The sequence below is a fragment of the Thermocatellispora tengchongensis genome, from assembly GCF_014202315.1.
Lineage (GTDB): Bacteria > Actinomycetota > Actinomycetes > Streptosporangiales > Streptosporangiaceae > Thermocatellispora > Thermocatellispora tengchongensis.
Genome location: NZ_JACHGN010000008.1, coordinates 123,847 through 145,770 on the forward strand (window position 1 = coordinate 123,847; position 21,924 = coordinate 145,770).

At 72.9% G+C, this 21,924-nt stretch carries 21 protein-coding genes and 1 riboswitch; of the genes, 14 read left to right on the forward strand and 7 right to left on the reverse strand.

Annotated elements, in window-relative coordinates; genetic code table 11:
• The first annotated feature begins 275 nt into the window (after positions 1 to 275).
• The 6 genes from HNP84_RS19905 to HNP84_RS19930 all read left to right on the forward strand — a co-directional run bounded on the left by HNP84_RS19905 (position 276) and on the right by HNP84_RS19930 (position 7,139).
• Positions 276 to 788: a double zinc ribbon and FHA domain-containing protein gene (locus HNP84_RS19905; protein WP_185051268.1), complete on the forward strand. Its 513-nt coding sequence runs from the start codon at positions 276 to 278 to the stop codon at positions 786 to 788.
• On the forward strand, positions 785 to 1,474 hold the full coding sequence (ftsR, locus tag HNP84_RS19910) for a transcriptional regulator FtsR (protein WP_185051269.1): 690 nt from the start codon (positions 785 to 787) through the stop codon (positions 1,472 to 1,474). The genes HNP84_RS19905 and ftsR overlap by 4 nt, the downstream gene beginning before the upstream one ends.
• Before the next feature lie 130 nt (positions 1,475 to 1,604).
• Complete coding sequence (locus HNP84_RS19915) at positions 1,605 to 2,075, forward strand: bifunctional nuclease family protein (protein WP_185051270.1); 471 nt, start codon at positions 1,605 to 1,607, stop codon at positions 2,073 to 2,075.
• A gap of 148 nt (positions 2,076 to 2,223) precedes the next feature.
• Positions 2,224 to 2,844, forward strand: coding sequence for a MerR family transcriptional regulator (locus HNP84_RS19920; RefSeq protein WP_185051271.1), 621 nt, complete (start codon positions 2,224 to 2,226; stop codon positions 2,842 to 2,844).
• Positions 2,845 to 2,967: 123 nt separating this feature from the next.
• Positions 2,968 to 3,071: riboswitch (glycine riboswitch) on the forward strand.
• Positions 3,072 to 3,248: 177 nt separating this feature from the next.
• Complete coding sequence (gcvP, locus tag HNP84_RS19925; protein WP_185051272.1) at positions 3,249 to 6,215, forward strand: aminomethyl-transferring glycine dehydrogenase; 2,967 nt, start codon at positions 3,249 to 3,251, stop codon at positions 6,213 to 6,215.
• A gap of 126 nt (positions 6,216 to 6,341) precedes the next feature.
• Positions 6,342 to 7,139 (forward strand): tetratricopeptide repeat protein, encoded by a 798-nt coding sequence (locus HNP84_RS19930; RefSeq protein ID WP_185051273.1) that lies wholly within the window; start codon positions 6,342 to 6,344, stop codon positions 7,137 to 7,139.
• 8 nt (positions 7,140 to 7,147) lie between these two features.
• Here HNP84_RS19930 and HNP84_RS19935 read toward each other — a convergent pair whose 3' ends face one another.
• Positions 7,148 to 7,519 carry a hypothetical protein gene (locus tag HNP84_RS19935; protein WP_221336491.1) on the reverse strand — a complete coding sequence of 124 codons (372 nt, stop codon included), beginning with the start codon at positions 7,517 to 7,519 and terminating at the stop codon, positions 7,148 to 7,150.
• A gap of 87 nt (positions 7,520 to 7,606) precedes the next feature.
• Complete coding sequence (locus HNP84_RS19940) at positions 7,607 to 8,554, reverse strand: SGNH/GDSL hydrolase family protein (protein ID WP_185051274.1); 948 nt, start codon at positions 8,552 to 8,554, stop codon at positions 7,607 to 7,609.
• A 157-nt stretch (positions 8,555 to 8,711) separates the two neighbouring features.
• Here HNP84_RS19940 and HNP84_RS19945 point away from each other — a divergent pair, with 157 nt between their 5' ends.
• Positions 8,712 to 9,335: an alpha/beta hydrolase family protein gene (locus HNP84_RS19945; protein ID WP_185051275.1), complete on the forward strand. Its 624-nt coding sequence runs from the start codon at positions 8,712 to 8,714 to the stop codon at positions 9,333 to 9,335.
• A 102-nt stretch (positions 9,336 to 9,437) separates the two neighbouring features.
• On the opposite strand, the gene HNP84_RS19950 is transcribed toward HNP84_RS19945, so the two are convergent.
• Both HNP84_RS19950 and HNP84_RS19955 read right to left on the reverse strand, forming a co-directional pair.
• Positions 9,438 to 9,635: a DUF5999 family protein gene (locus tag HNP84_RS19950; protein WP_185051276.1), complete on the reverse strand. Its 198-nt coding sequence runs from the start codon at positions 9,633 to 9,635 to the stop codon at positions 9,438 to 9,440.
• 280 nt (positions 9,636 to 9,915) lie between these two features.
• Positions 9,916 to 10,482 (reverse strand): TetR/AcrR family transcriptional regulator C-terminal domain-containing protein, encoded by a 567-nt coding sequence (locus HNP84_RS19955; protein WP_185051277.1) that lies wholly within the window; start codon positions 10,480 to 10,482, stop codon positions 9,916 to 9,918.
• Between the two features lie 154 nt (positions 10,483 to 10,636).
• On the opposite strand from HNP84_RS19955, the gene HNP84_RS19960 reads away from it, so the two are divergent.
• On the forward strand, positions 10,637 to 11,038 hold the full coding sequence (locus tag HNP84_RS19960) for a hypothetical protein (protein WP_185051278.1): 402 nt from the start codon (positions 10,637 to 10,639) through the stop codon (positions 11,036 to 11,038).
• Positions 11,039 to 11,314: 276 nt separating this feature from the next.
• On the opposite strand, the gene HNP84_RS53190 is transcribed toward HNP84_RS19960, so the two are convergent.
• From HNP84_RS53190 to HNP84_RS19975, 3 genes are all read right to left on the reverse strand, one after another.
• Positions 11,315 to 12,802: an RNA polymerase sigma factor gene (locus tag HNP84_RS53190; protein ID WP_246518398.1), complete on the reverse strand. Its 1,488-nt coding sequence runs from the start codon at positions 12,800 to 12,802 to the stop codon at positions 11,315 to 11,317.
• Between the two features lie 358 nt (positions 12,803 to 13,160).
• Positions 13,161 to 13,484, reverse strand: a complete 324-nt coding sequence (locus HNP84_RS19970) for a hypothetical protein (protein ID WP_185051279.1) — start codon at positions 13,482 to 13,484, stop codon at positions 13,161 to 13,163.
• A 151-nt stretch (positions 13,485 to 13,635) separates the two neighbouring features.
• Positions 13,636 to 14,625: a LacI family DNA-binding transcriptional regulator gene (locus HNP84_RS19975; RefSeq protein WP_185051280.1), complete on the reverse strand. Its 990-nt coding sequence runs from the start codon at positions 14,623 to 14,625 to the stop codon at positions 13,636 to 13,638.
• Positions 14,626 to 14,795: 170 nt separating this feature from the next.
• Between HNP84_RS19975 and HNP84_RS19980 the strand changes: the two genes are divergently transcribed.
• From HNP84_RS19980 to HNP84_RS20005, 6 genes are read left to right on the forward strand one after another with little or no spacing between them, the layout of a single operon-like run.
• A complete protein-coding gene (locus tag HNP84_RS19980; RefSeq protein WP_312925276.1) occupies positions 14,796 to 16,751 on the forward strand; it encodes a primary-amine oxidase in 1,956 nt (651 codons plus the stop codon).
• Positions 16,752 to 16,776: 25 nt separating this feature from the next.
• Complete coding sequence (locus tag HNP84_RS19985; protein WP_185051282.1) at positions 16,777 to 18,399, forward strand: ABC transporter substrate-binding protein; 1,623 nt, start codon at positions 16,777 to 16,779, stop codon at positions 18,397 to 18,399.
• Between the two features lie 5 nt (positions 18,400 to 18,404).
• Entirely contained in the window at positions 18,405 to 19,373 is a 969-nt protein-coding gene (locus HNP84_RS19990; RefSeq protein WP_185051283.1) for an ABC transporter permease, read from the forward strand.
• Positions 19,370 to 20,200, forward strand: a complete 831-nt coding sequence (locus HNP84_RS19995; RefSeq protein WP_221336492.1) for an ABC transporter permease — start codon at positions 19,370 to 19,372, stop codon at positions 20,198 to 20,200. The genes HNP84_RS19990 and HNP84_RS19995 overlap by 4 nt, the downstream gene beginning before the upstream one ends.
• Positions 20,197 to 21,177: an ABC transporter ATP-binding protein gene (locus HNP84_RS20000; protein WP_185051284.1), complete on the forward strand. Its 981-nt coding sequence runs from the start codon at positions 20,197 to 20,199 to the stop codon at positions 21,175 to 21,177. The genes HNP84_RS19995 and HNP84_RS20000 overlap by 4 nt, the downstream gene beginning before the upstream one ends.
• Entirely contained in the window at positions 21,174 to 21,911 is a 738-nt protein-coding gene (locus tag HNP84_RS20005; RefSeq protein WP_312925280.1) for an ABC transporter ATP-binding protein, read from the forward strand. Before HNP84_RS20000 ends, HNP84_RS20005 begins: the two co-directional genes overlap by 4 nt.
• Positions 21,912 to 21,924: the final 13 nt, after the last annotated feature.

Genomic DNA, 21,924 nt, shown 5'->3' on the forward strand with positions numbered 1-21,924 from the left:
GCTGGGGCCGGTTGGCCCGGCGCGCCCGGCGCTGGGACAATCTTGCCATGTTCAAGAGGCGATCATGTCCAACGGCGCGGCGGCATGGACCTTGGGCCGCGCTCGGCGGTAGCTTTGTGGGCGACCGAACCCACCGTCCAGCCTCGTCTTGACCTTTGGCTCTCAGCAGCGTATGTTGCGGCATTCGCAGTCGGAGGAACGTTTGAGAAGCGAAGAGCGAGACGCAGTCGTGAGCACGAAAGCCGCGTCTTCGCGGTAGGAGGCCGAGCCGATCGATGCCGAGCGTCTACTGCACGCAGTGCGGACATGCCAACCCCGAGGATGCCCGTTTCTGCTCGCGATGTGGATCGCCGCTGAGCCGTACCGAGGCCCCCGGCGACACCACCTCGACGATCTCCATCGCCGGGATCGAGGCGTACGAGGCCGAGGCCGGTGAGACGCTCCTCTCCGAACGGGCCGCGGTCGAGCAGCTTCCCCCCGGCACTGCCCTGCTGGTCGTGATGCGCGGACCCAACGAGGGGAGCCGTTTTCTGCTGGACAACCAGCTCACCACGGCGGGTCGCCACCCGGAGAGCGACATTTTCCTGGACGATGTGACGGTGTCACGCAGACATGCGGAGTTCTACCATCGCGGCGGGGGAAACTTCACGGTGCGCGATGTGGGCAGCCTGAACGGCACCTACGTCAACCGCGAGCGCATCGAGGAGGTGCCCCTCTACGGGGGAGACGAGGTGCAGATCGGCAAGTTCCGCCTGGTGTTCCTCACCAGGGGCGCTGGAGGGCCATGAGCGCCCAGGCAGCACGCTCGTACATGAGCATCGGGGAGGTCCTCGCCCTGCTGCGGGGCGAGTTCCCCGACGTCACCATCTCCAAGATCCGTTTCCTGGAGGGCGAGGGGCTGATCGAGCCCCAGCGCAGCCCGTCCGGGTACCGCAAGTTCACCCACGCCGACGTCGAGCGGCTGCGCTACATCCTCACCGAGCAGCGCGACCGGTACCTGCCGCTCCGGGTGATCAAGGATCACTTGGAGCGTGCCGACCGCGACGACCGGCCGCTCACGCGGCCGCGCGCGGTGCCGGGGGCGCCCAAGCCGGCCGAGCCCGCCGAGGTCCGGCTGAGCCGCGAGGAGTTGCTGGCCGCCAGCGGCCTGGACGACGAGACCCTCGCCGAGCTGGAGGACTACGGGCTGCTGTCCGCGGTGGCCCGGCGCTACGACGCCGACGCGCTGGCCGTGGCCCGCGCGGTCGGCGCGCTGGCCGTGTTCGGGCTGCACGCCCGCCACCTGCGGGCCGTCAAGGCCGCCGCCGAGCGCGAGGCCGGGCTCGTGGAGCAGGCCGTCGCGCCGCTGCTGCGCCGCCGGGCCCCCGGGGCCATCGACCAGGCCGACGAGACGGCCAGGGAGATCTCCGAGCTGCTTCTCGCGCTGCACGCCGCCCTCGTACGCTCGGGCGTACGCGGCGTTCTCGGTCGTTGACCCCCATAGGGGCATCCAGGTCCCCGCGGGTGTTACGTTGAATTGCGGTGGTAGCGGCCAAAGGTGACGGAGAGCAGGCCCGACGCGGGCGACCGCGGAAGGTGCGCGACAACGGATACGGAGCGAGCCCGTGTTGCAGATGGAGGTCGTGGGCGTCCGGGTCGAGATGCCCACCAACCAGCCGATCGTCTTGCTCAAGGAGACGCACGGGGAGAGATATCTACCGATTTGGATAGGTATGACGGAGGCGACGGCCATCGCCATGGCTCAGGCCGACGAGCCGCCGCCCCGGCCCCTGACGCACGACCTGTTCCGGGACGTGCTCGACGCGCTCAGCGTACGGCTGAGCACGGTCAACATCGTGTCGCTCCGCGACGGGATCTTCTTCGCGGACCTCATCTTCTCCAACGGGGTGGAGGTCAGCGCCCGTCCGTCCGACTCCATCGCGCTCGCCCTGCGAACGGGCGCGCGCATCTTCGCCAGTGAGGAGGTCATGCAGGAGGCCGGGGTGACGATCCCCGACGACCAGGAGGACGAGGTGGAGAAGTTCCGCGAGTTCCTCGACACCATCAGCCCGGAGGACTTCGGCCGGGCCGGCTAGGCATTTCAGTGCATTTACGCTTCACGACGCGCCGAGCGGGATCGTTGACTGCTGATGACCACGGTCCTACGGTGCAAGTGAACCCTGCGGTTGTCATTCACGAACCCCCAGATCAGACCGCGGGATGAGAGAAAGCCGGAGGTCCGCAGTGGCGGTCAGCAGCGGCGAGGGTAAGACAGCCGGCCAGGATGATCCGGGGCGGCGTGAGAACGCGCGCCAGCGTGCCGGTGAGCAGGGACTGCTCTTCGACGAGCGGCCGACGACGCTGCCCGCCGACATCGGCTACCGCGGCCCCACCGCCTGTGCGGCCGCCGGGATCACCTACAGGCAGCTCGACTACTGGGCCCGCACGGGGCTCGTGGAGCCGGGGATAAGAGCCGCCCAGGGCTCAGGCTCGCAGCGGCTCTACAGCTTCCGCGACATCCTGGTGCTCAAGGTCGTCAAGCGGCTGCTCGACACGGGCGTGTCCCTCCAGCAGATCCGCACCGCCGTACGGCATCTGCGGGACCGCGGGGTCAACGACCTCGCGCAGATCACCCTGATGAGCGACGGCGTCAGCGTCTACGAGTGCACCTCGGCCGACGAGGTGATCGACCTGCTGCAGGGCGGGCAGGGCGTGTTCGGCATAGCCTTGGGCCGGGTCTGGCGCGAGGTCGAGGGATCCCTCGCGGAGCTGCCGGGGGAACGCGCGGAGGCCGCCCCGGGCCTCACTGACCAGCATCCGAACGACGAGCTCGCGCGCCGCCGCCGGGCGCGCAAGACGGGCTGAGCTGGACGGGGCAACGGCGCGTCCGGGCCGGTCGGGCCCGGACGTGCCCCGGCGCGCGCCACGGCCGAGGGCCTGGCGGTGGACAATCGGCGTGAACGGGTAAGGTTAGGGCTGAAAGGCCGACAACCCCGTGCGGGAGAGTCCCCGACGCCGCGCCGCGGCGACATCGGGGCGCCGAAGGAGCAACCTCCCCGGAATCTCTCAGGCACCCGTACCGCACGGGCGAGGCGACTCTGGAAAGCAGACGCTCCAGCCAGGCGCGTCTCACCGACGGTGCAAGCCGCCGCGTCCGCGCGGGGGTGAAGCTCTCAGGTCGCGGGCGCAGCCCGCGCTGACAGAGGGGGAGACCCGGCACCAGCACGCCCGCGCCCAGCGCGCCGGTCTCCACCGCCTCGGGAGGCTCCATGACCGACCTCGCCCCGCTCTCGCCGTTCGGCGACGGCCTTCCCGCGTCGCCCCGCCGGCTCGGCGACCTGGCCGGGCCGCCGTTCGCCGCCCGCCACATCGGCCCCTCCCCGGACGAGCAGGCCCGCATGCTCGCCGCCGTCGGCTTCGAGTCGGTGGCCGACCTGGTGGCCGTCGCGGTCCCCGAGGCGATCCGGGCCAAGGACCGGCTCAAGCTCCCCGCCGCCGTGGGCGAGAGCGAGGCCATCGCCGAGCTGCGCGCCCTGGCCGGCCGGAACCGGGTGCTCACCTCCATGATCGGCCTGGGCTACCACGGCACGATCACCCCGGCCGTGATCCGGCGCAACCTGCTGGAGAACCCCGGCTGGTACACCGCGTACACGCCCTACCAGCCCGAGATCTCCCAGGGCCGGCTGGAGGCGCTGCTCAACTTCCAGACCATGGTCGCCGACCTGACCGGCCTCGACGTCGCGGGCGCGTCCCTGCTGGACGAGGCCACCGCCGCCGCCGAGGCGATGACGCTGGCCCGGCGCGCGAGCAAGGCCAAGAGCGCGGTGTTCGTCGTCGATGCCGACGCGCTGCCGCAGACCAAGGCCGTGCTGCGCACCCGCGCCGAGCCCCTGGGCATCGAGCTGGCCGAGGTCGATCTCGCCTCCTTCGGCGACAGGGCCGACCCGGCCTCCTTCGGCGACAGCGCCGACCTGTCCTCCTTCGGGGACGGGGCCGAGCTGCCGGAGTGCTTCGGCGTGCTCGTGCAGTACCCCGGCGCGAGCGGCCGGGTGGCCGGGTTCCGCGCCGTGGCCGAGGCCGCCCGCGCCCGGGGCGCGCTGGTCGTCGCCGCCGCCGACCTGCTCGCGCTCACCCTGCTCACCTCGCCGGGCGAGCTGGGCGCCGACATCGCCGTGGGCTCCACCCAGCGCTTCGGCGTGCCGCTCGGCTTCGGTGGGCCGCACGCCGCCTACATGTCCGTACGCGAGGGGCTGCAGCGGCAGATGCCCGGCCGCCTCGTCGGGGTGTCGCAGGACGCCGACGGGCGCCCGGCGTACCGGCTGGCGCTGCAGACTCGCGAGCAGCACATCCGGCGTGAGAAGGCCACCAGCAACATCTGCACCGCGCAGGTGCTCCTCGCCGTGATCGCCGGCATGTACGCCGTCTACCACGGCCCCGAGGGCCTGGCCACGATCGCCCGCCGCACCCACCGGCTCGCCGCCGTGCTGGCCGCGGGGCTGCGCGCCGGCGGCGTCGAGGTGGTGCACGAGACGTTCTTCGACACCGTGCTCGCCCGCGTGCCCGGCGGCGCCGAGGGCGTCGTCGAGGCGGCGCTGGAGCGCGGGATCAACCTGCGGCTCGTGGACGCCGACCACGTGGCCGTCGCCTGCGACGAGACCACCACGCCCGAGCACGTCACCCAGGTGCTGGCCGCGTTCGGCGCGACCGGCGCCACCGTGGCGGACCTGGACCGCGAGACCGGCGACGCGCTGCCCGAGGCGCTGGCGCGCCGCTCGGCGTACCTGACCCACCCGGTCTTCCACCGGCACCGCTCCGAGACGGCCATGCTGCGCTACCTGCGCCGCCTCCAGGACCGGGACGTCGCGCTGGACCGCTCGATGATCCCGCTCGGCTCCTGCACCATGAAGCTCAACGCCACCACCGAGATGGAGCCGATCACCTGGCCGGAGTTCGGCGGCATCCACCCGTACGCTCCCCGCGACCAGGTCGAGGGCTACCTGGAGCTGATCGGCGACCTGGAGGGCTGGCTGGCCGAGGTCACCGGCTACGACGCGGTGTCGCTGCAGCCCAACGCCGGGTCGCAGGGCGAGTTCGCCGGCCTGCTGGCCATCCGGGCCTACCACCGGGCCAACGGCCAGGAGGAGCGGGACGTGTGCCTGATCCCGTCCTCCGCGCACGGCACCAACGCGGCCAGCGCGGTCATGGCCGGGCTGCGGGTGGTCGTGGTCGCCTGCGACGCCGAGGGCAACGTGGACCTCGCCGACCTCGACGCCAAGATCGCCCAGCACCGCGACCGGCTCGCCGCGATCATGCTCACCTACCCGTCCACCCACGGCGTGTACGAGGAGACCGTCACCGAGATCTGCGCCCGGGTGCACGAGGCGGGCGGCCAGGTCTACGTGGACGGGGCCAACCTCAACGCGCTGGTCGGGCTGGCCAAGCCGGGCGAGTTCGGCGCCGACGTCTCGCACCTGAACCTGCACAAGACCTTCTGCATCCCGCACGGCGGCGGCGGGCCCGGCGTGGGGCCGGTGGCCGTGCGCGCCCACCTGGCGGCGTACCTGCCGGGCGACCCGCTGCGCGACGGCGCCGCGGTCGGGCCGGTCTCGGCGGCGCCGTACGGGTCGGCCGGCATCCTGCCGATCTCCTGGGCCTACATCCGGATGATGGGCGCCGACGGCCTGCGCGCCGCCACCGAGCAGGCCATCCTGTCGGCCAACTACCTCGCGCGGCGGCTGGCCCCGCACTACCCCGTGCTCTACACCGGGCGCGGCGGGCTGGTCGCGCACGAGTGCATCATCGACCTGCGCCAGATCACCAAGGAGACCGGCGTCACCGTGGACGACGTGGCCAAGCGGCTCATCGACTACGGCTTCCACGCCCCGACGATGTCCTTCCCGGTGGCCGGCACGCTGATGATCGAGCCCACCGAGAGCGAGGACCTCGCCGAGCTGGACCGGTTCGCCGAGGCCATGATCGCCATCCGGGGCGAGATCGCCAAGGTCGCCTCGGGGGAGTGGGACCGCGCCGACAACCCGCTGCGCAACGCGCCCCACACCGCCGACGCGCTGCTGGCGGCGGAGTGGCCGCACCCGTACTCGCGGGCCGAGGCCGCCTACCCGGTGCCGAGCCTGAAGGACGCCAAGTACTGGAGCCCGGTGCGCCGCATCGACCAGGCGTACGGCGACCGCAACCTGGTCTGCTCCTGCCCGCCCCTTTCCGCTTACGAGGATTGATCATTGGACTTGGTGTAAAGCGGGGGCAAAGGACCGGCAAGTTCGTCATGCCGGGTCTGGGCATGTCGGGCGACGGGGCCCGCACAAGTCGTTAGGCTCAGGGTGATCATGTGACGAAGGAGTTCGATGACCCCCCCAGAGCTGGACACCCCCGCGCTGGACGAGGCGCGCCGCCTCGCCGAGAGCGGTGATCTCGACGGCTCCGCGCGGATCTTCGCGGAGCTCGTGTCCGACCCTGACGGGCCCGACCGCGCGCAGGCGGCGGTCGGGCTCGCGGTCGTCCTGGACGAGCGCGGCGACGTGGAGGGGGCCCGCGCCGCGGCGCGCACCGCCCTGGCCACCGGCCACCCCGAGTACGCCGCGCAGGCCGCCTGCCACCTGGCGAGCAGCTTCGAGCGCGAGGGCCGCCGCGACCAGGCCCGGGCCGCCTGGCAGGCCGTCATCGGCGTGGGCAACGCGGCGTACCTGCCGCTGGCGCACATGGCGCTGGCCCGGCTCGCCGCCGCCGAGGGCGACGCGGGCGAGGTGGAGCGGGCGCTGCGCGAGGCACTGGCGACCGGCGATCCCGACGTGGTGGCGCGGGCGGCGCAGTGGCTGGCCGAGCAGCTCCTGGAGCAGGGCGACCCGGGGGAGGCGGCCGACGTGCTGCTGACCGCGCTGGCGGCGCCCGAGGTGGGCGCGGTGGACCGGCTGCGGGTGCTGCTGGGCATCGCCCACCTGGAGATGGCCTGCACCCAGTTCGCGGCGGCGGTGGAGGAGGGCACCGACGCCGACACCGGCGCGCTGGCGATCGAGCTGCTGGCCCGTACCCTGCCGCTGCGCGGGCGCGACGAGGACGCCGAGCGCGTGTGGCGCTACGGCCTGGAGCACGAGGACGAGAACCTCGCCGGCCAGGTGCGCCTGCGCTACGACCGCGACATCTGAGGGCCGGGTCAGCGGCGGCGTGAGAGCGCCGCGGCCACGTTGATCAGCACGATGCCGAACCAGGCGAGGAACAGGCCCGAGGTGCCCGCGGTGCCCGCCGCGATGCCGGTCAGCGGGATGCCCAGGGCCATCGAGGCGATGGCGACCCACAGCGCGTCGTGGTTGGCACGCGGCTGCGGGAGGTGGTGCGGCGGCGGCATCGGGGCGTACGGGTGCGGGCCGAGGCGCGAGTCGACCTCGGCCCGCACCCGCATCGCGATCGACGCCTCGACCTTGTCCAGGAACGACTCGATCAGGGCCGCCTCGTACTCGGGACCGAGGTCTCTGCGGGCCTCGATCGTGGCGCGCATGTCGTCGCGCGGAGGGAATTGGTCCGGCACGACATCCAATCTAGACAGCGAGCGCGGGCCTGCCCATCGTCCGAAGGTACAGACGGGATCGTGCCAGGGGAGGACCGGGCGGCGGGATCACAGGCCCACGATCGCCCGCTCCAGCAGCCTGGCGGCGTTGGCGTGGCCGGCCGCGTTGGGGTGGACCAGGGCCGGGCGGCCCCGGGTGTCCAGCATGCCCTCCACCCAGTTGGGGCCGGTGAGCTTGTCGCAGACGGTGTGGCCGGCGCTGGAGGCGTACAGGTCGACGTAGGTGTCGCCGTGGTTCGCGGTCGTCTTGGCGATCACGTCGTTGAGCGGTTCGAGCGCGTTGGTGCGCAGCCACGCCAGATCGCCCTTGGTGACCGTGGCGAAACCGACCGGGCTGCCGTAGACGCACTTGCCGGTGTCCTCGGGCACGATGTGCGGGTAGCCGACGGTGATGATCCGCGCGTTGCGCGCCCGCTGGTGCAGGGCGGTGAGCATGCGGTCGTACTGGACGGCGAGGTCCTTCAGCCGGCGGGCCATCTCGGCGCGGTAGTGGTCGCGGCAGGGGCTCCCCCTTCCGGCGCTCTTGAGCCCGAGCTTGACGCAGGTCCGGATGATCTCGCCGAAGCCCAGGGTGTTGCCGCCGATCCCGATCGTGATCAGCCCGGTCTCGGGGCCGGCCTCCTGGATCTGCGGCGCCACCGGGGCGAAGGGGTGGTCGGGGTCGGTGTGCAGCGGCGGGAAGTGCAGCCCCTTGGGCACCTGCCCGCGCTCGGCGATGTCGGCGATCGTGGCGCCGCCGCAGCTCACGTTGCGCAGCGTGTACTGGGAGGCCAGCGCCGCCCTGAGCACCTCGGGGTAGGACCGGTCGGTACGCACGCAGCCGTCGCGCGGCGACTCGAACTCCTCGCCGGCCGCCCGGATGGCGCCCGCCGTGTACGAATCGCCCATGGCCACCCATTCCACAAGCTGCCGGCTCGTCCCGGTGGACGCGTGGGCCGCCGGGGGCACGGCCAGGATCGCGGCCGCCAGGGCCGCGGCGACGCTGATCGCCTTCATGCGGGTTCCTCATCTCCTCGCCCATCGGTCCCGGACGGGACCGCGGCGATCTTCCCGCATGCGATCGGTCACTGTCTGTAGTTATGCGGAAACAAAGAGCTATCCATGGGGGGCCGGATACCTGCGGGGGTGCGGGCACACGTTACGGTTGCCAGTCATGGAGGTCATGACGGCGCACGGCCCCGCCGCGGTGGAGCTGGACGAGGTGGCGGAGCCCCGCCTGCTCCTCGTGCTCACCCACGGCTCGGCCGGGGGAGTGGACGCGCCCGACCTCCTGGCCGTGCGCGACGCGGCCCTGAAGGCCGGCATGGCGGTGGCACGCGTGACCCAGCCGTTCCGGCTGGCCGGCAGGCGGGCCCCGGGCCCGGCCGCGCGCCAGGACGAGGCGTGGGCCGAAATCGTCGCGGCGGTGCGGGCCCGGTTCCCGGGCGTGCCGCTGGCGCAGGGCGGGCGGAGCAACGGGGCGCGGGTGGCCTGCCGTACGGCTGTGGCCGTAGGCGCCGACTGGGTGGTGGCGCTGGCGTTCCCCCTGCATCCCCCGGGCAGGCCGGAGCGCTCCCGCGCCGACGAGCTGCGCGGCGCGGGAGTGGACGTGCTGGTGGTGAACGGAGATCGCGACCCGTTCGGGGTGCCCGACGCGGCGGACGCGGCCCGGCTGGTGGTCCTGCCGGGCGAGGGTCACGATCTCAAGAAGGACCCCGCCCGGGTGGGCGAGGTCGTGACCGAGGTCGTGACCGAGTGGCTGCTCGGCCGTGCGCGCCTGGAAGGCGCACGGGTATGACGCACATGGCCTATATGGCCTATATGACGTATGTGACGTATGTGACGTATGTGACGGCTGTCACGTATATGGCGGATGTGACGCCGGCGAGCGGCGTGCCGCTCAGGCCGCGCCTACGAGCGGGAGCGGACGGTGGGGGGCGATGGCCACGCCGTTGGGAAGCAGCTCACCGGTGTCCTCGAAGAGCACGACGCCGTTGCACAGCAGGCTCCACCCCTGCTCGGGGTGGGCCGCGATGGTGCGGGCGGCTTCGCGGTCCTGTGATTCCGCTGACGGACAGGGCGGTTCGTGCGGGCACATTGGCCGTGCCTCCGGATTTCTTGTCTCGGCTCGTTGGGACCTGGTGTCCCGTACCCCTCTTTGACGACGGACGAGCACGTGGGGTTGGCGTGTGGCGGACCACACATTGACAGATCAAGTGTGCGTCGTGGCACACCCCGGCGACATAGCCCGTTAGGACGGTTCGGGACCGTCGAGTGGGTGGTACGCCCGGCTGTTGCTTGTGTGACCCACCACACAGGGTGTCCTATGGATTATAACGGTCCAAGCGCGACACGCCGCCGGTTTCATCAAGAGTCGATCACGCTTGTGCCAGCCCGGCAATGAGCGCGGAAAGTCCCTGCTCAAAGGCGGTATCGCCGTCGGGGTCGGGCTCGACGGGCTGGGTCTTCGGATCGGCCCATCCGGTCTGCTGCAGCTCCACCGCGACGCTGCCGAACACGTACGCGCGCAGCGCCCGCACCGCCCCCGCCGGATCGGCGAGCCCGGCGTCGCCGAGCTGCTGGGTCTGCTCCCTGATCGTGGCCGCGGCGCTGCCCTTGGGCGGCTTGGTCATCGCCAGCGACAGCACGCCCGGGTGGGCCAGCAGCGCCGCCCGCCCGGCCCGGCACCAGGCCGCCGCCAGCTCCTGCCAGGAGCCGGCGCCCGAGGGGTCCACCTCCACGGTGGTCACGTGCTGCGCCAGCGCGTCGAGCAGGGCCTCCTTGCCGCCGGGCAGATGGTGGTAGATGGCCATCGCCTCGACCTGGAGCGCGTCGCCGAGCCTGCGCATGGTCAGGCGGCGCAGCCCCTGGCTGTCGGCGATCTCCAGCGCGGCGTCGATGATCCGCTCCCGGGAGAGCGGGATGGGCGGTCTCTTGGCGGGCATGCCGATCATCATGCCCGGCGCGACCTTACTGTGTAAAGGGCGGCGCGCCGGAGCGCCCGCACACGGCCCCTCAGCAGCGCTGTAAGGTTTTCCTCGACAGACTCGAACAGGCGACCGGAGGGCATCCGGCGCCAGGCCCGAGGAGGGGCAGGCGATGGCGTTCTTCCGACCGCGTGTCAGCCGGGAGGCGGAGGTCCGCTACCACGCCGACCAGGAGGTCGGCAGGGGCTTTCCCGCGCTGCTCGGCAAGGCCCGCGAGGCCGAGCGGGCCCTGCGCGAGGCGCAGGCCGCCGGCGCGTCCCAGGAGCGGCTGCGCGAGCTGGGGGTGGCGCTCGACCGCGCCCTGACCGACGCCCTGCGCGCCGCCGAGGCCGCCGCCCGCGCCACGTACGGCGTCAGGGCCTACGACGACCGGATCGCCCGCCGCAAGGCCAGGGCGACCCCCGCGGGCGCCATGTGGACCGCCGAGGTCCACCGCCTGCGCACCCTGCGCGAGCAGCACCGCCTGACCGGCATCCCGCGCCTGCCCCGCGAGGTCCCGGCCCACGTGAAGTAGCCCCGTGGAAGCGGCCCCGTGGGAGTAGCCCCGCGGAAGCAGGCCCGTGGGAGCAGCCCCGCGGAAGTAGCCCTGCGGAAGCAGGCCCGTGCAAGTAGCCCCGCGAAAGCAGGCCCGCGGGAGTAGCCCCCCGGAAGCGGCCCCGTGGAAGCGGCCCTCCGGAAGCAGGCCCTGGGAGTAGCCCTCCGGAAGCAGGCCCGGAACACGCGAACGCCCGGCGCTCCACGCGGGAGCGCCGGGCGTCGTCGGCCTGTCGGGGGCCTTGTCGCGTCGGGGTCAGCTCGCCCAGTCGAGCAGCGGGCGCGTGTTGCTGGGGTGGCGCAGCTTCGACAGCGACTCCTTCTCCAGCTGGCGGATGCGCTCGCGGGTGAGGCCCAGGTGCTTGCCGATCTCGTCGAGGGTGTGCGGCTTGCCGTCGATCAGGCCGAAACGCAGGGCCATGATCTTGGCCTCCCTGGGCGACAGGTTGCCCAGCACCCCGCGCAACTGGTCGGCCAGCAACTGCCGGTCCACCAGCTCCGACGCCTCCAGCGAGTCGGCGTCCTCGATCAGGTCGCCGATCGTGGTCTCGCCGTCGTCGCCGATGGTGGCGTTCAGGCTGAGCGGCTGGCGGCTGGTGCGCAGCAGTTCCTCGATCTGGTCGGGCGTCTTGTCCAGCTCGACGGCCAGCTCCTCCGGGGTGGGCTCGCGGCCGAGCCGCTGGTGCATGTCGCGCTCGACGCGGGAGAGCTTGGACAGCATCTCCAGCACGTGCACCGGCAGCCGGATCGTACGCGCGGAGTCGGCGAACCCGCGCTGGATCGCCTGCCTGATCCACCACATGGCGTACGTGGAGAACTTGTAGCCCTTGGTGTAGTCGAACTTCTCGACCGCGCGGATCAGGCCGAGGTTGCCCTCCTGGACCACGTCGAGCAGGGCCATGCCGCGGTCGGTGTACTTCTTGGCCACCGACACGACCAGGCGGAGGTTGGCCTCCAGCATGTGGTCCTTGGCCTGCTTGCCGTCGCGGGCCACCCACTCCAGCTCGACGCGGAGGTCGTCGGGCAGGTTGGGCTCGGTCTCCAGCTTGTGCTCGGCGTACAGGCCCGCCTCGATCCGCTTGGCCAGCTCGACCTCCTGGGCGGCGGTGAGCAGGCTGCGGCGGCCGATCGACTTGAGGTAGGTGTGCACCGAGTCGCCCATGACCGAGGACTGGTCGTCCAGGTCGAGCTGCTCGGAGTCGCCGTGCTCGGCGTCGGCGGCGTCGTCCTCTGCGTCTTGGGTGCTCCCGGCCGTATGCGCCGGGTCGGCCGGGAGGTTCGGCAGCGCGGCCTCCTCGGCCGCCTCGTCCAGCTCCTCCGGCTCAGCGTCGAGCCAGTCCTCGGCGGGCTCGGGGGACTCGGCGGGCCCGGTGGGCTCGCCGGCGGCCTTGCGGCCCTCGGCGGGGGCGGCGGGCTTGGGGGCGGGGGACTCCGCCTTGGCGGCATTGGCCTTCGCGCGGCGTGAGGAGGTACCCTTACCGCGTGCGGACCGGGTGGACGTGGTGGTCGCCTTCTTCCTGGGGCGGGCGCCCAGCGCGGGCTCCTCGTCCGCGCCCAGGCTGACACCGGCCTCGGTCAGCTCGCGCAGGATCGAGCGGCCCTCGGTGGGGGTCAGCCCGGCCTCGGCGAACGCGTGGCGAAGCTCGGCAAGAGAAAGGTGACCCTGGGCTCGCCCTCGGTCGAGCAGGCGGTCGAGAGTCGTCGCGGAACCCGCGGGCGGGGTCGCCACGGCGGTTCTGGGCATGAGGGCACCTCCTCCAAATGGGAGTGATCGTGTCAACGGCTTTGGTTCGAGGCTGTGGTCCGGGTGGGGCGGATGTCTGCCGCTCTGCGCACCAGTATCAATAACGCCTGCGCGCCGAGTTAATTCCCGTCCGGGCGTCACCAATACCCGAGGACGGGTCATGTCCTCCGGGCGCGCTCGATCGCCGGATCGTGGGCGTGCTCGTCTGGCCACGACTGTCTGGTCGTACTGGTCGTGCGCGTTGTCCTGCTTGTCCTGCTTGTCAATGTGCGGGAAATGTGCGTCGGTGTGCTGTGTGCCGGGCATGCGGCGGCGCGGGCGCCGGTCTCCCGGTGCGCCCGCAGCGCCCTTGCCCTACTTACTCCCCTGAGCCGTTGGGACTGAACGTCACCATCGGCATCGGCATCGGGTCGGCGTCTTCGAGGCGGTCGTGGTCCCAGTACTCCGCGACGCCCTCGGGGTCGGGGTTGACGTCCTCGCTGACGACGTAGTCCTCGGGAGTCGGCGTCGCCATGGGCTCGGCCGCGTCGCGGGGGGCGTCCTGGCCGGTGGTGACGACGGTGGTCTCCTGATTGACCTTCTCGATCCTGCCCGCCGTGGCGGCCGCAGCGACGGAGACGCCGCCGACGAGGACCACGCCGACGACACCGGCGGAGATCCACATCTTGCGGGTTGGGTTCATTCAGGGATTCCTTCCTCGTACCGGCTTCCCATAAGACGCGCTGAGCGCGGTCAAAGGTTCCACGTAGTACGCATTTTGGTCATATATAACTAGGGCGAATGGCCGGGCCGGCGCGTACGGGCGGGTGGGTCCCGGGTCAGCTCAGCCCGGGTCAGCCCGTGGTGGAGGCGCGGGGCCGCAGCTCTATCGGGTGCACGCGCTCGGTGCCCGGCTGGGCGGTGCCGTTGAGCAGGTCGAACAGCAGCTCGGCGCAGGCCGCGCCGGCCTCGCGCGGGCGCAGGTCGATCGAGGTGATGGGCGGGTCGGCCAGCGCCATTCCGGGGGTGTCCACGCAGGACGCGAGCAGCAGGTCGCGGCCGGCCTCGCGGCCGGCCGCGCGCACCACGGGCAGGACCTCGGTGGCGGCGCCGGCGGGCCCGCAGACCAGGGCGTCGGGGGCGGGCCGGGCGTCGAGCAGCTCGCGGGCGGCGGCGCGCACCTGGTCGGCCGGCGCGTCGAACGGCACCGTACGGGTGGCGGTGGGCACGCCGTTGGCCCGGCACCAGCGCCGGTAGCCCTGGTGCAGCTCGGCCGCCCAGTCGCTCTCGTCGCCCGCCACGATCAGCGCCGGGCGCCGGGCGCCGGAGTCGCGCAGGTGGTCCAGCAGGCGCCCGACCATGTCGGCGTGCGGCGACAGCACCACCCCGTCGGCTCCACGCCCGCCCGGGAAGCGCTCGCAGGTGACCGTGGGCAGCCGTGCGGACATCAGCCGCTCGACCACCGGGTCGCCCACGAGGGGGTCGCCGAGGACGAGGCCGTCCACGCGGGGGGTGCGGGCGCGGCGCTCGCCGCTGGTGATCAGGGTGACGTCGTAGTCGTTGACCGCGGCCCGCTCCACGACGCCGAAGACGAAGGACATGTAGTAGCTGGAGCGGGTGAGGACCTCCGGCACGTGCAGCCCGATGGTCCCGGTGCTGGCGCGGCGCAGGTGCCGGGCCGACCCGTTCGGCACGTAGCCCAGGTCTTCGGCGACCCGCATGACCGTGGCCCGGGTCTCGGCCGAGACCCGCCCCGAGCCGCGCAGGGCGTCGGACGCGGTGGTCTTGGACACCCCGGCCCGTTTGGCCACGGTGATGATGGTGACCGGCTCCTCTTCGCGCACGCCCCGATGGTAGCGGTAGCCGGATGATTGCCCGCTCTGGTGTTAACGCCGTGTATCGGGAGTCTGGTACCCCTTGTCACCTCGCCGTCGCCGGAAGTATGTTGGCGCGAGCCGGAACGTTCCGGCAACTCAGGACGCGCTTGGCCGGTCACTACCTCGGAGAGCTCACTGTGCCCGACAGATCGAAGTCCACGGCGTGCGCCCCCCACCAGGGGCGGGTGCTCGGAGAGGGGGGAACGCCGCACCCGCTCGACCCGCTGCGCGGCGAGGAGATCCTCCAGGTACGGCGGGTCCTGGTGGAGGCGGGGGCGCTGGGGGAGTCCACGCGGGTGGCCTATCTCGGGCTGGAGGAGCCGCCGAAGGACGGGCCCGATCCGGGGCGCAGGGCGCGGGCGTTCCTGCTGGACGTGACCGGCGGCGAGGCCGAGGACGTGGTGGTCTCGCTGCGCGACGGGCGGGTCGAGTCGCGCCGGGCCATCGACCCGGTGACCGACGGTCAGGTGCCGATGCTGGACGAGGAGCACGCCCTGGTGCGCCGGGTGCTGGCGCAGGACGCGGAGTGGGCCGCCGCGCTGGCGCGCCGGGGGATCGACGACCCCGGGCGGGTGTACCTGGCCGCGCTCAGCGCCGGGCACTACGGGTTGCCCGGGGAGGAGGGGCGGCGGATCGCGCGGGTGCTGGCGCACCTGCGGCCCACGCAGGAGAGCCTGCCGTGGGCGCACCCGGTGGACGGCCTGGTCGCGTACGTCGATCTGATCAAGGGCGCGGTGCTGGAGATCGTGGACAGCGGCGTGCTGCCGGTGCCGCGCGAGCCGGGCGACTACCACCTGCCCGGCGCGTTCGGCCCGTGGCGCACCACCCAGCGGCCGATCGAGATCACCCAGCCGCAGGGGCCGAGCTTCGAGATCGACGGCACTCTGGTGACCTGGGAGAAGTGGCGGGTGCGGATCGGCTACGACATGCGCGAGGGCCTGGTCCTGCACCAGATCGGGTTCGAGGACGGCGGGCGGGTGCGCCCGATCGTGCACCGCGCGTCGGTGGCCGAGATGCTCGTCCCCTACGGCGACCCGAGCCCGGTGCGGTTCTGGCAGAACTACTTCGACACCGGCGAGTACCAGCTCGGCAAGCTGGCCAACTCGCTGGAGCTGGGCTGCGACTGCCTGGGCGAGATCACCTACTTCGACGTGACCGTCACCGGCGGCGACGGGACCCCCAAGGTGCTGCGCAACGCGATCTGCATGCACGAGGAGGACTTCGGCGTGCTGTGGAAGCACACCGACCCGGCCAACGGCTCGGCGGAGACCCGCAGGCAGCGCCGCCTGGTGATCTCCTTCTTCGTCACCGTCGGCAACTACGACTACGGCTTCTACTGGTACCTGTACCTCGACGGGACCATCGAGCTGGAGGTCAAGGCCACCGGCATCGTGTTCACCGCCGCGTACGACGAGCGCGCCGCGCCGTACGCCTCGCAGGTGGCGCCCGGCCTGGCCGCGCCCTACCACCAGCACCTGTTCAGCGCCCGCCTGGACATGGCGGTGGACGGACCGCGCAACGCCGTGGACGAGGTGGACGTCGCCACCCGCCCGATGGGGCCCGGCAATCCGTACGGCAACGCCTTCGGCCGCACCGTCACCCGGCTGCGCACCGAGGCCGAGGCCCGGCGCGACGCGGACGCCGCCAGGGGCCGCACCTGGCACATCGTCAACCCGGAGGTGCGCAACCGGCTCGGCGATCCGGTCGGGTACGCGCTGTACCCGCAGGCGGGCCCGCTGCTGCTGGCCGCCGAGGGCTCCTCGATCCGCCGGCGCGCGGAGTTCGCCGCCCACCACCTGTGGGTCACCAGGTACGACCCTGCCGAGCGGTATCCGGCCGGCGACCTGGTCAACCAGCATCCCGGCGGGGCGGGCCTGCCCCGCTACGCCGCGGCCGGCCGCGACATCGACGGTCAGGACATCGTGCTGTGGCACACGTTCGGCATGACCCACTTCCCGCGTACGGAGGACTGGCCGGTGATGCCCGTGGACTCCTGCGGGTTCACGCTCAGACCGGCCGGGTTCTTCGACCGCAACCCCACGCTCGACGTCCCGCCGAGCGCCCGTCACGACTCCTCCGCCCCCTGTCACTGACCTCCCCTCGCTGAACGGAGCCCCCATGCGCCACACCCGGCCGGCCGTCGGCGTGACGGCCCTCGTGCTGCTCGCCGCGGCGTGCTCCCCGGGACCGGGCGCCGCGCCCGGCGCCGCCACCCCCGCCCCCGCCAAGCCCGGCTACCTCGCCGTCGCCGACCCCGCCCTGCCCGGGGGCGGCACGCTCAACTTCCAGGTGCACGTGGACACCGGCGCGGCCACCGGCCTGGACCCGCAGCTCGCCGACGTGGCCACCTCCTGGCAGCTCATGTCGCTGGTGTACGAGACGCTGGTCACGGTGGGCCCGGACTTCTCGATCCAGCCGATGCTGGCCGAGCGCTGGGAGACCCCCGACCCCACCACGTACGTCTTCCACCTGCGCGAGGGCGTGAAGTTCTCCAACGGGCGGGCGATGACCGCCGACGACGTGGTGGGCAGCCTGAAGCGGCTGCTGGCCTCCAAGTCGGTGTGGGTGGGCCAGCTCGGCCCGGTGAAGTCGGTCGCCAAGGACGGCGACGCGGCCGTCAGGGTCACGCTGAAGGAGCCGTACGCCCCGTTCCTGGCCGCGCTGGCCAACGTACCGGCCGCGGTCCTGCCCATGAAGGAGGTGGAGGACAAGTCCGTGGACCTGGCCACCACGATGCTGGGCACCGGGCCGTACGTGGTGGGCGAGCACCGCCAGGACGTGTCCTGGTCCTTCAGGCGGAACCCGGAGTACTGGGCGCAGGGCAGGCCGGCGCTCGACGCCGTCAACGTGACCATCGCGCCGGAGGAGGCCGCGCGGATCGCGGCGTTGCAGAACGGCAGCGCCTCGATGGCCACGCTGGGCAACGTGGACTCGGCCGGCATGCTGGCGGGCGCGGCCAACGTCCAGGTGCTCAGCCAGGCCACCACCGACTTCTACTACCTGATGCTCAACACTCAGGCGCCGGGCTCCAAGTTCGCCGACCCCCGGGTGCGGCAGGCGGTCAACCTGGCCATGAACCGCACCCAGATCGCCGAGGTCGCCACCGGCGGGCAGGGCAAGCCGACCGGCGTCACCCCCGCGGGCCTGCCCGGCGCGTGCGACCCGGCCACGCTGCCCTCGGCCACCGGCGGCGGCGCGGAGGCGGCGCGCAGGCTGCTGGCCGAGGCGGGCGCGCAGAACCTGTCGTTCACCCTGGCGATCTACTCCACCGAGCCCGCGCCCGCGGTCGCGCAGGTGATCCAGCAGAACCTCCAGCAGGCGGGCATCACGGTGAAGATCGAGCAGACCGACGAGGCGACCTGGGCCGGCAAGGTGTACGGCAAGGCGCCGGCGGAGTTCGACGCCGCCCTGTCGTGGTTCGCCGGGTACGCCGACGCCGGCATGGTCACCAAGTGGTGGAACCCCGACGTGGCCGGGTTCAACGCCGGCTTCATGAAGGCCGACGCCGCCCTCAGCGAGGCGATCGACGCGGCCGGGAAGGCCACCGGCGCGGCGCGTACGGAGGCGCTGGCCAAGGTGTGCCAGGAGGCCGACCGCGACGCGCAGATGATCCCGCTGGTCACCCGCCCGGTCACGGTCGCCTACCGCACCGACGCGCTCAGCCCGAGCCTGTACGCCACCGAGGGCTACGGCAACGTGCTGCGGCTGCTGCCCGAGATCCGCGCCAAGAAGGCGCAGTAGCCGCGATGCGGTTGGCACTGTGGTGGTCCGGACGGGCGCTGAGCGCCGCGGCGACGCTGCTCGGCGTGTCCGTGCTGATCTTCGCGGCGGTCCGGATGATGCCCGGCGGGTTCGCCGAGACGATCCTCGGCCCGTTCGCCACGCCGGAGCAGAAGGCCGAGCTGGCCGCGCGCTACGGGCTGGACCAGCCGGTGTTCCTGCAGTACGGGCACTGGCTGGCCGCCGTCGCCGGCGGCGACTTCGGCACCTCGATGATCAGCCGGCAGCCGGTGGCGGACGAGCTGCTGGCCAGGCTCCCGGTGACCGCCGAGCTGACGGCGTTCTCGGTGGCGGCGGCGCTGCTGCTCGGCGTGCCCCTGGGCGTCCTCACCGCGGTGCGGGCCCGGCCGCGCGGTGGCGCGGCGGCCGGTCGGCTGCTCAGCGGCCTGGGGGTGAGCGTGCCGGAGTTCGTGCTCGGCAGCCTGGCGGTGTTCCTGTTCTCCCGGTACGCCCTGGGCGTGCCGGCCGGCGGGTACGTCCCGTTCGGGCAGGACCCGGCCGGGAACCTGGCCTCGATGGTGCTGCCCTCGGCGGTGCTGTCGGTGTTCGCGCTGTCGGCCACCGCCCGCACCACCCGGGACGCGGTGCTGGGCGTGCTGGTCGAGCCGTACGTCACCGCCGCCGTCGCCCGCGGCGAGACGCCCTGGTTCATCGTCAGGCACCACATCCTGCGCAACGCCGCCGGGCCGGTGGTCACGCTGGTGGCCACGATCACCGCGTACCTGCTGGGCGGGGCGCTGGTGGTGGAGTACGTCTTCAACCTGCCCGGGATCGGGTCCTACATCGTGCAGGCGGTCGGCCGGCGCGACTACGCGGTGGTGCAGGCGGGCGTGCTGCTCGCCGCCGCCGTGTTCATCGTGATGAACGCGCTGGTGGATCTGGCCGTCGGGGCGCTGGACCCGCGCCTGGGCGTGACCGGGAAGGGGGCCGCGTGAGAGCTCTGCTGCGCGACCTGGACGGGCTGTCCCGGGCCGGGCTGGCCTGCCTGGCCCTGCTGGTGCTGGTGGCGCTGGGCTCGGTCGTCCACCTGGGCGGCGACCCCGACGCGATCGTGGGGCCGCGGCTGCAGCCACCGGGCCCGCAGTGGTGGCTGGGCACCGACAACCTGGGCCGCTCGATGCTGCCGCGGGTGATGGAGGGCGTGGGCACCACCCTGCTGCTCTCCTCGGTCGCCGTGCTGGTCACGGCCGTGGTCAGCGCCGGGTTCGGCATCCTGGCCGGGTACCGGGGCGGGTACGTGAGCGAGCTGGTGCTGCGCCTGGTCGAGGTGCTGTACTCCTTCCCGGCCGTCGTGCTGGCGATCCTGGTCGCCGCGGTGATGGGGCCGGGCCAGACGGCCGCGCTGGCCGCGATCGTGCTGGTCACGATCCCGCTGATGACCCGGCTGGTACGCGCCGCCGCCGCGGGCGTCGCCCGGCGCGACTACGTGACCGCGGCGGTGATCAGCGGCGCCCGGCTGTCGCGGGTGCTCGGGCGGCACGTGCTGCCCAACGTCTCCGGCACGATCGCGGTGCAGGGCACGTACGCGCTGTCGGTGGGCATCTCGGTCGAGGGCGGGCTGAGCTTCCTCGGCTTCGGCGTGCAGCCGCCGCAGGCGTCGCTGGGGGTGCTGATCCGGCAGGGAGGCACGTACATGATCGCCGCGCCGTGGCTGGTCGCCGGGCCGTGCGCCGTGCTGGTGGTGGCGATCCTGGCCATCAACGTGCTCGGCGACGGCCTGCGCGACCGGCTGGAGCCCCGGCAGCCGAGGAGCCTGACATGAGCGGCGCATTGCTACGGGTCGAGCACCTGTCCCTGGACTACCGGATCGGCGGGCGCACCGTCCGCGCGCTCGACGGGGCCGATCTCGTCCTGGACGAGGGCGCGAGCATCGGGGTGGTGGGGGAGAGCGGATCGGGCAAGTCCACGCTCGGCTCGGCCGTCGGCCGCCTGCTGCCGCGCGCCGCGCACCTGGCGGGCGGCGGCGTACGGGTGGCGGGCGAGCCGGTGTTCGACCTGGCCCCGGCGGCGCTGCGCCGCCTGCGCCGGGAACTGCTCGGCTTCGTCTTCCAGGACCCGATCGCCTCACTCGACCCGACCATGCGGGTGGGCCGGCAGCTCCGCCTGGTGCTCGGCCGCCGCGCGGGGGACAAGGAGGTGGCCGGGCACCTGGAGCGGGTCCGGCTCGACCCGGCGGTGGCGCGGGCGTACCCGCACCAGCTCTCCGGCGGCATGGCCCAGCGCGTGGCCATCGCGATGGCCATGGCCACCGAGCCGCGGCTGCTGGTGGCCGACGAGCCGACCGCCGCGCTGGACAGCCAGGTGCGCGAGGAGGTGCTGAACGTGGTGTTCGGCCTGGCCGCCGAGGCCGGGGCGGGCATCGTCTGGCTCAGCCACGACCTGCCCGCCGTGGCCCGCCGCTGCGAGCGGGTCGCGGTCATGTACGGCGGGCGCGTGGTCGAGGAGGGCCCGGCCGCCGAGGTGCTGGGCCGCCCCGCCCACCCCTACACGGCCGCGCTGGCCCGCTCGGCCCCGGCCGCGGCGGGGCCCGGCACCCGGCTGGTGCCGGTGCCCGGACGCCCGCCCGTGCTCACCGGGCCCGCACCGGGCTGCGCGTTCGCGCCCCGCTGCGCGTTCGCGATCGACCGGTGCTCCCGCGAGCGCCCCGCGCTGGCCCGGGTGGGCGGCCAGACCGTGCTGTGCCACCGGGCGGGCGAGCCGGTCCTGACCGCCGCCCGGGAAGCGGAGGTGGACGCGTGATCCTGGAGCTCGACGACGTGACCGTGACCTTCGCGTCCGGGCCGCCGCTGCGCCGCCGCGTCCACCACGCCATGCGCGGCGTGACCCTGCACGTGGCCGAGGGCGAGACGCTGGGCCTGGTGGGGGAGTCCGGGTCGGGCAAGACCACCACCAGCCGGGTCGCGCTGGGGTTGCAGCGCCCCGCCGCCGGGACGGTCAGGTTCGAGGGCCGCCCGTTCCCCAAGCGCCGCCGCGAGCTGGCCGGGCGAATGCAGGCCGTGCTGCAGCACCCGCACTGGTCGCTCAACCCGCGCATGCGGGTCGGGCAGAGCGTGGCCGAGCCGCTGGTCGTGCTCGGCCGGCGCGACACCGCGCCGGTGGCCGAGATGCTGGAGCACGTCGGCCTGGAGCCGGAGCTGGCCGCCCGCTACCCGCACGAGCTGTCCGGTGGCCAGCGCCAGCGCGTCTCCATCGCCCGCGCCCTGGTGACCCGCCCCCGGTTCGTCGTCTTCGACGAGGCGGTCAGCGCGCTGGACGTCTCCGTACAGGGCCAGATCCTGAACCTGATCAAGGACCTGCAGGCGGAGTACGGTTTCAGCGCGCTGTTCATCTCCCACGACCTCGGCGCCGTACGGTACGTCGCCGACCGCATCGCCGTCATGCGCGACGGCGAGATCGTGGAGACCGCCGGCACCGAGACCTTCTACACCGCGCCATCGCACGAATACTCCAGGCGTCTGCTGGACGCCCTGTGACCCTTGGAGGCAC

What these genes read in the sequence shown, in the direction of transcription:
- ftsR (WP_185051269.1), top strand. Translation starts at nt 785, where the DNA reads ATGAGCGCCCAGGCAGCACGCTCGTACATGAGCATCGGGGAGGTCCTC.
- HNP84_RS19940 (WP_185051274.1), bottom strand. Translation starts at nt 8,554, where the DNA reads ATGAAGGCGATCAGCGTCGCCGCGGCCCTGGCGGCCGCGATCCTGGCC.
- HNP84_RS19945 (WP_185051275.1), top strand. Translation starts at nt 8,712, where the DNA reads ATGGAGGTCATGACGGCGCACGGCCCCGCCGCGGTGGAGCTGGACGAG.
- HNP84_RS19930 (WP_185051273.1), top strand. Translation starts at nt 6,342, where the DNA reads ATGACCCCCCCAGAGCTGGACACCCCCGCGCTGGACGAGGCGCGCCGC.
- HNP84_RS19905 (WP_185051268.1), top strand. Translation starts at nt 276, where the DNA reads ATGCCGAGCGTCTACTGCACGCAGTGCGGACATGCCAACCCCGAGGAT.
- HNP84_RS53190 (WP_246518398.1), bottom strand. Translation starts at nt 12,802, where the DNA reads ATGCCCAGAACCGCCGTGGCGACCCCGCCCGCGGGTTCCGCGACGACT.
- HNP84_RS19955 (WP_185051277.1), bottom strand. Translation starts at nt 10,482, where the DNA reads ATGCCCGCCAAGAGACCGCCCATCCCGCTCTCCCGGGAGCGGATCATC.
- HNP84_RS19950 (WP_185051276.1), bottom strand. Translation starts at nt 9,635, where the DNA reads ATGTGCCCGCACGAACCGCCCTGTCCGTCAGCGGAATCACAGGACCGC.
- HNP84_RS19990 (WP_185051283.1), top strand. Translation starts at nt 18,405, where the DNA reads ATGCGGTTGGCACTGTGGTGGTCCGGACGGGCGCTGAGCGCCGCGGCG.
- HNP84_RS19970 (WP_185051279.1), bottom strand. Translation starts at nt 13,484, where the DNA reads ATGAACCCAACCCGCAAGATGTGGATCTCCGCCGGTGTCGTCGGCGTG.
- HNP84_RS20000 (WP_185051284.1), top strand. Translation starts at nt 20,197, where the DNA reads ATGAGCGGCGCATTGCTACGGGTCGAGCACCTGTCCCTGGACTACCGG.
- HNP84_RS19985 (WP_185051282.1), top strand. Translation starts at nt 16,777, where the DNA reads ATGCGCCACACCCGGCCGGCCGTCGGCGTGACGGCCCTCGTGCTGCTC.
- gcvP (WP_185051272.1), top strand. Translation starts at nt 3,249, where the DNA reads ATGACCGACCTCGCCCCGCTCTCGCCGTTCGGCGACGGCCTTCCCGCG.
- HNP84_RS19960 (WP_185051278.1), top strand. Translation starts at nt 10,637, where the DNA reads ATGGCGTTCTTCCGACCGCGTGTCAGCCGGGAGGCGGAGGTCCGCTAC.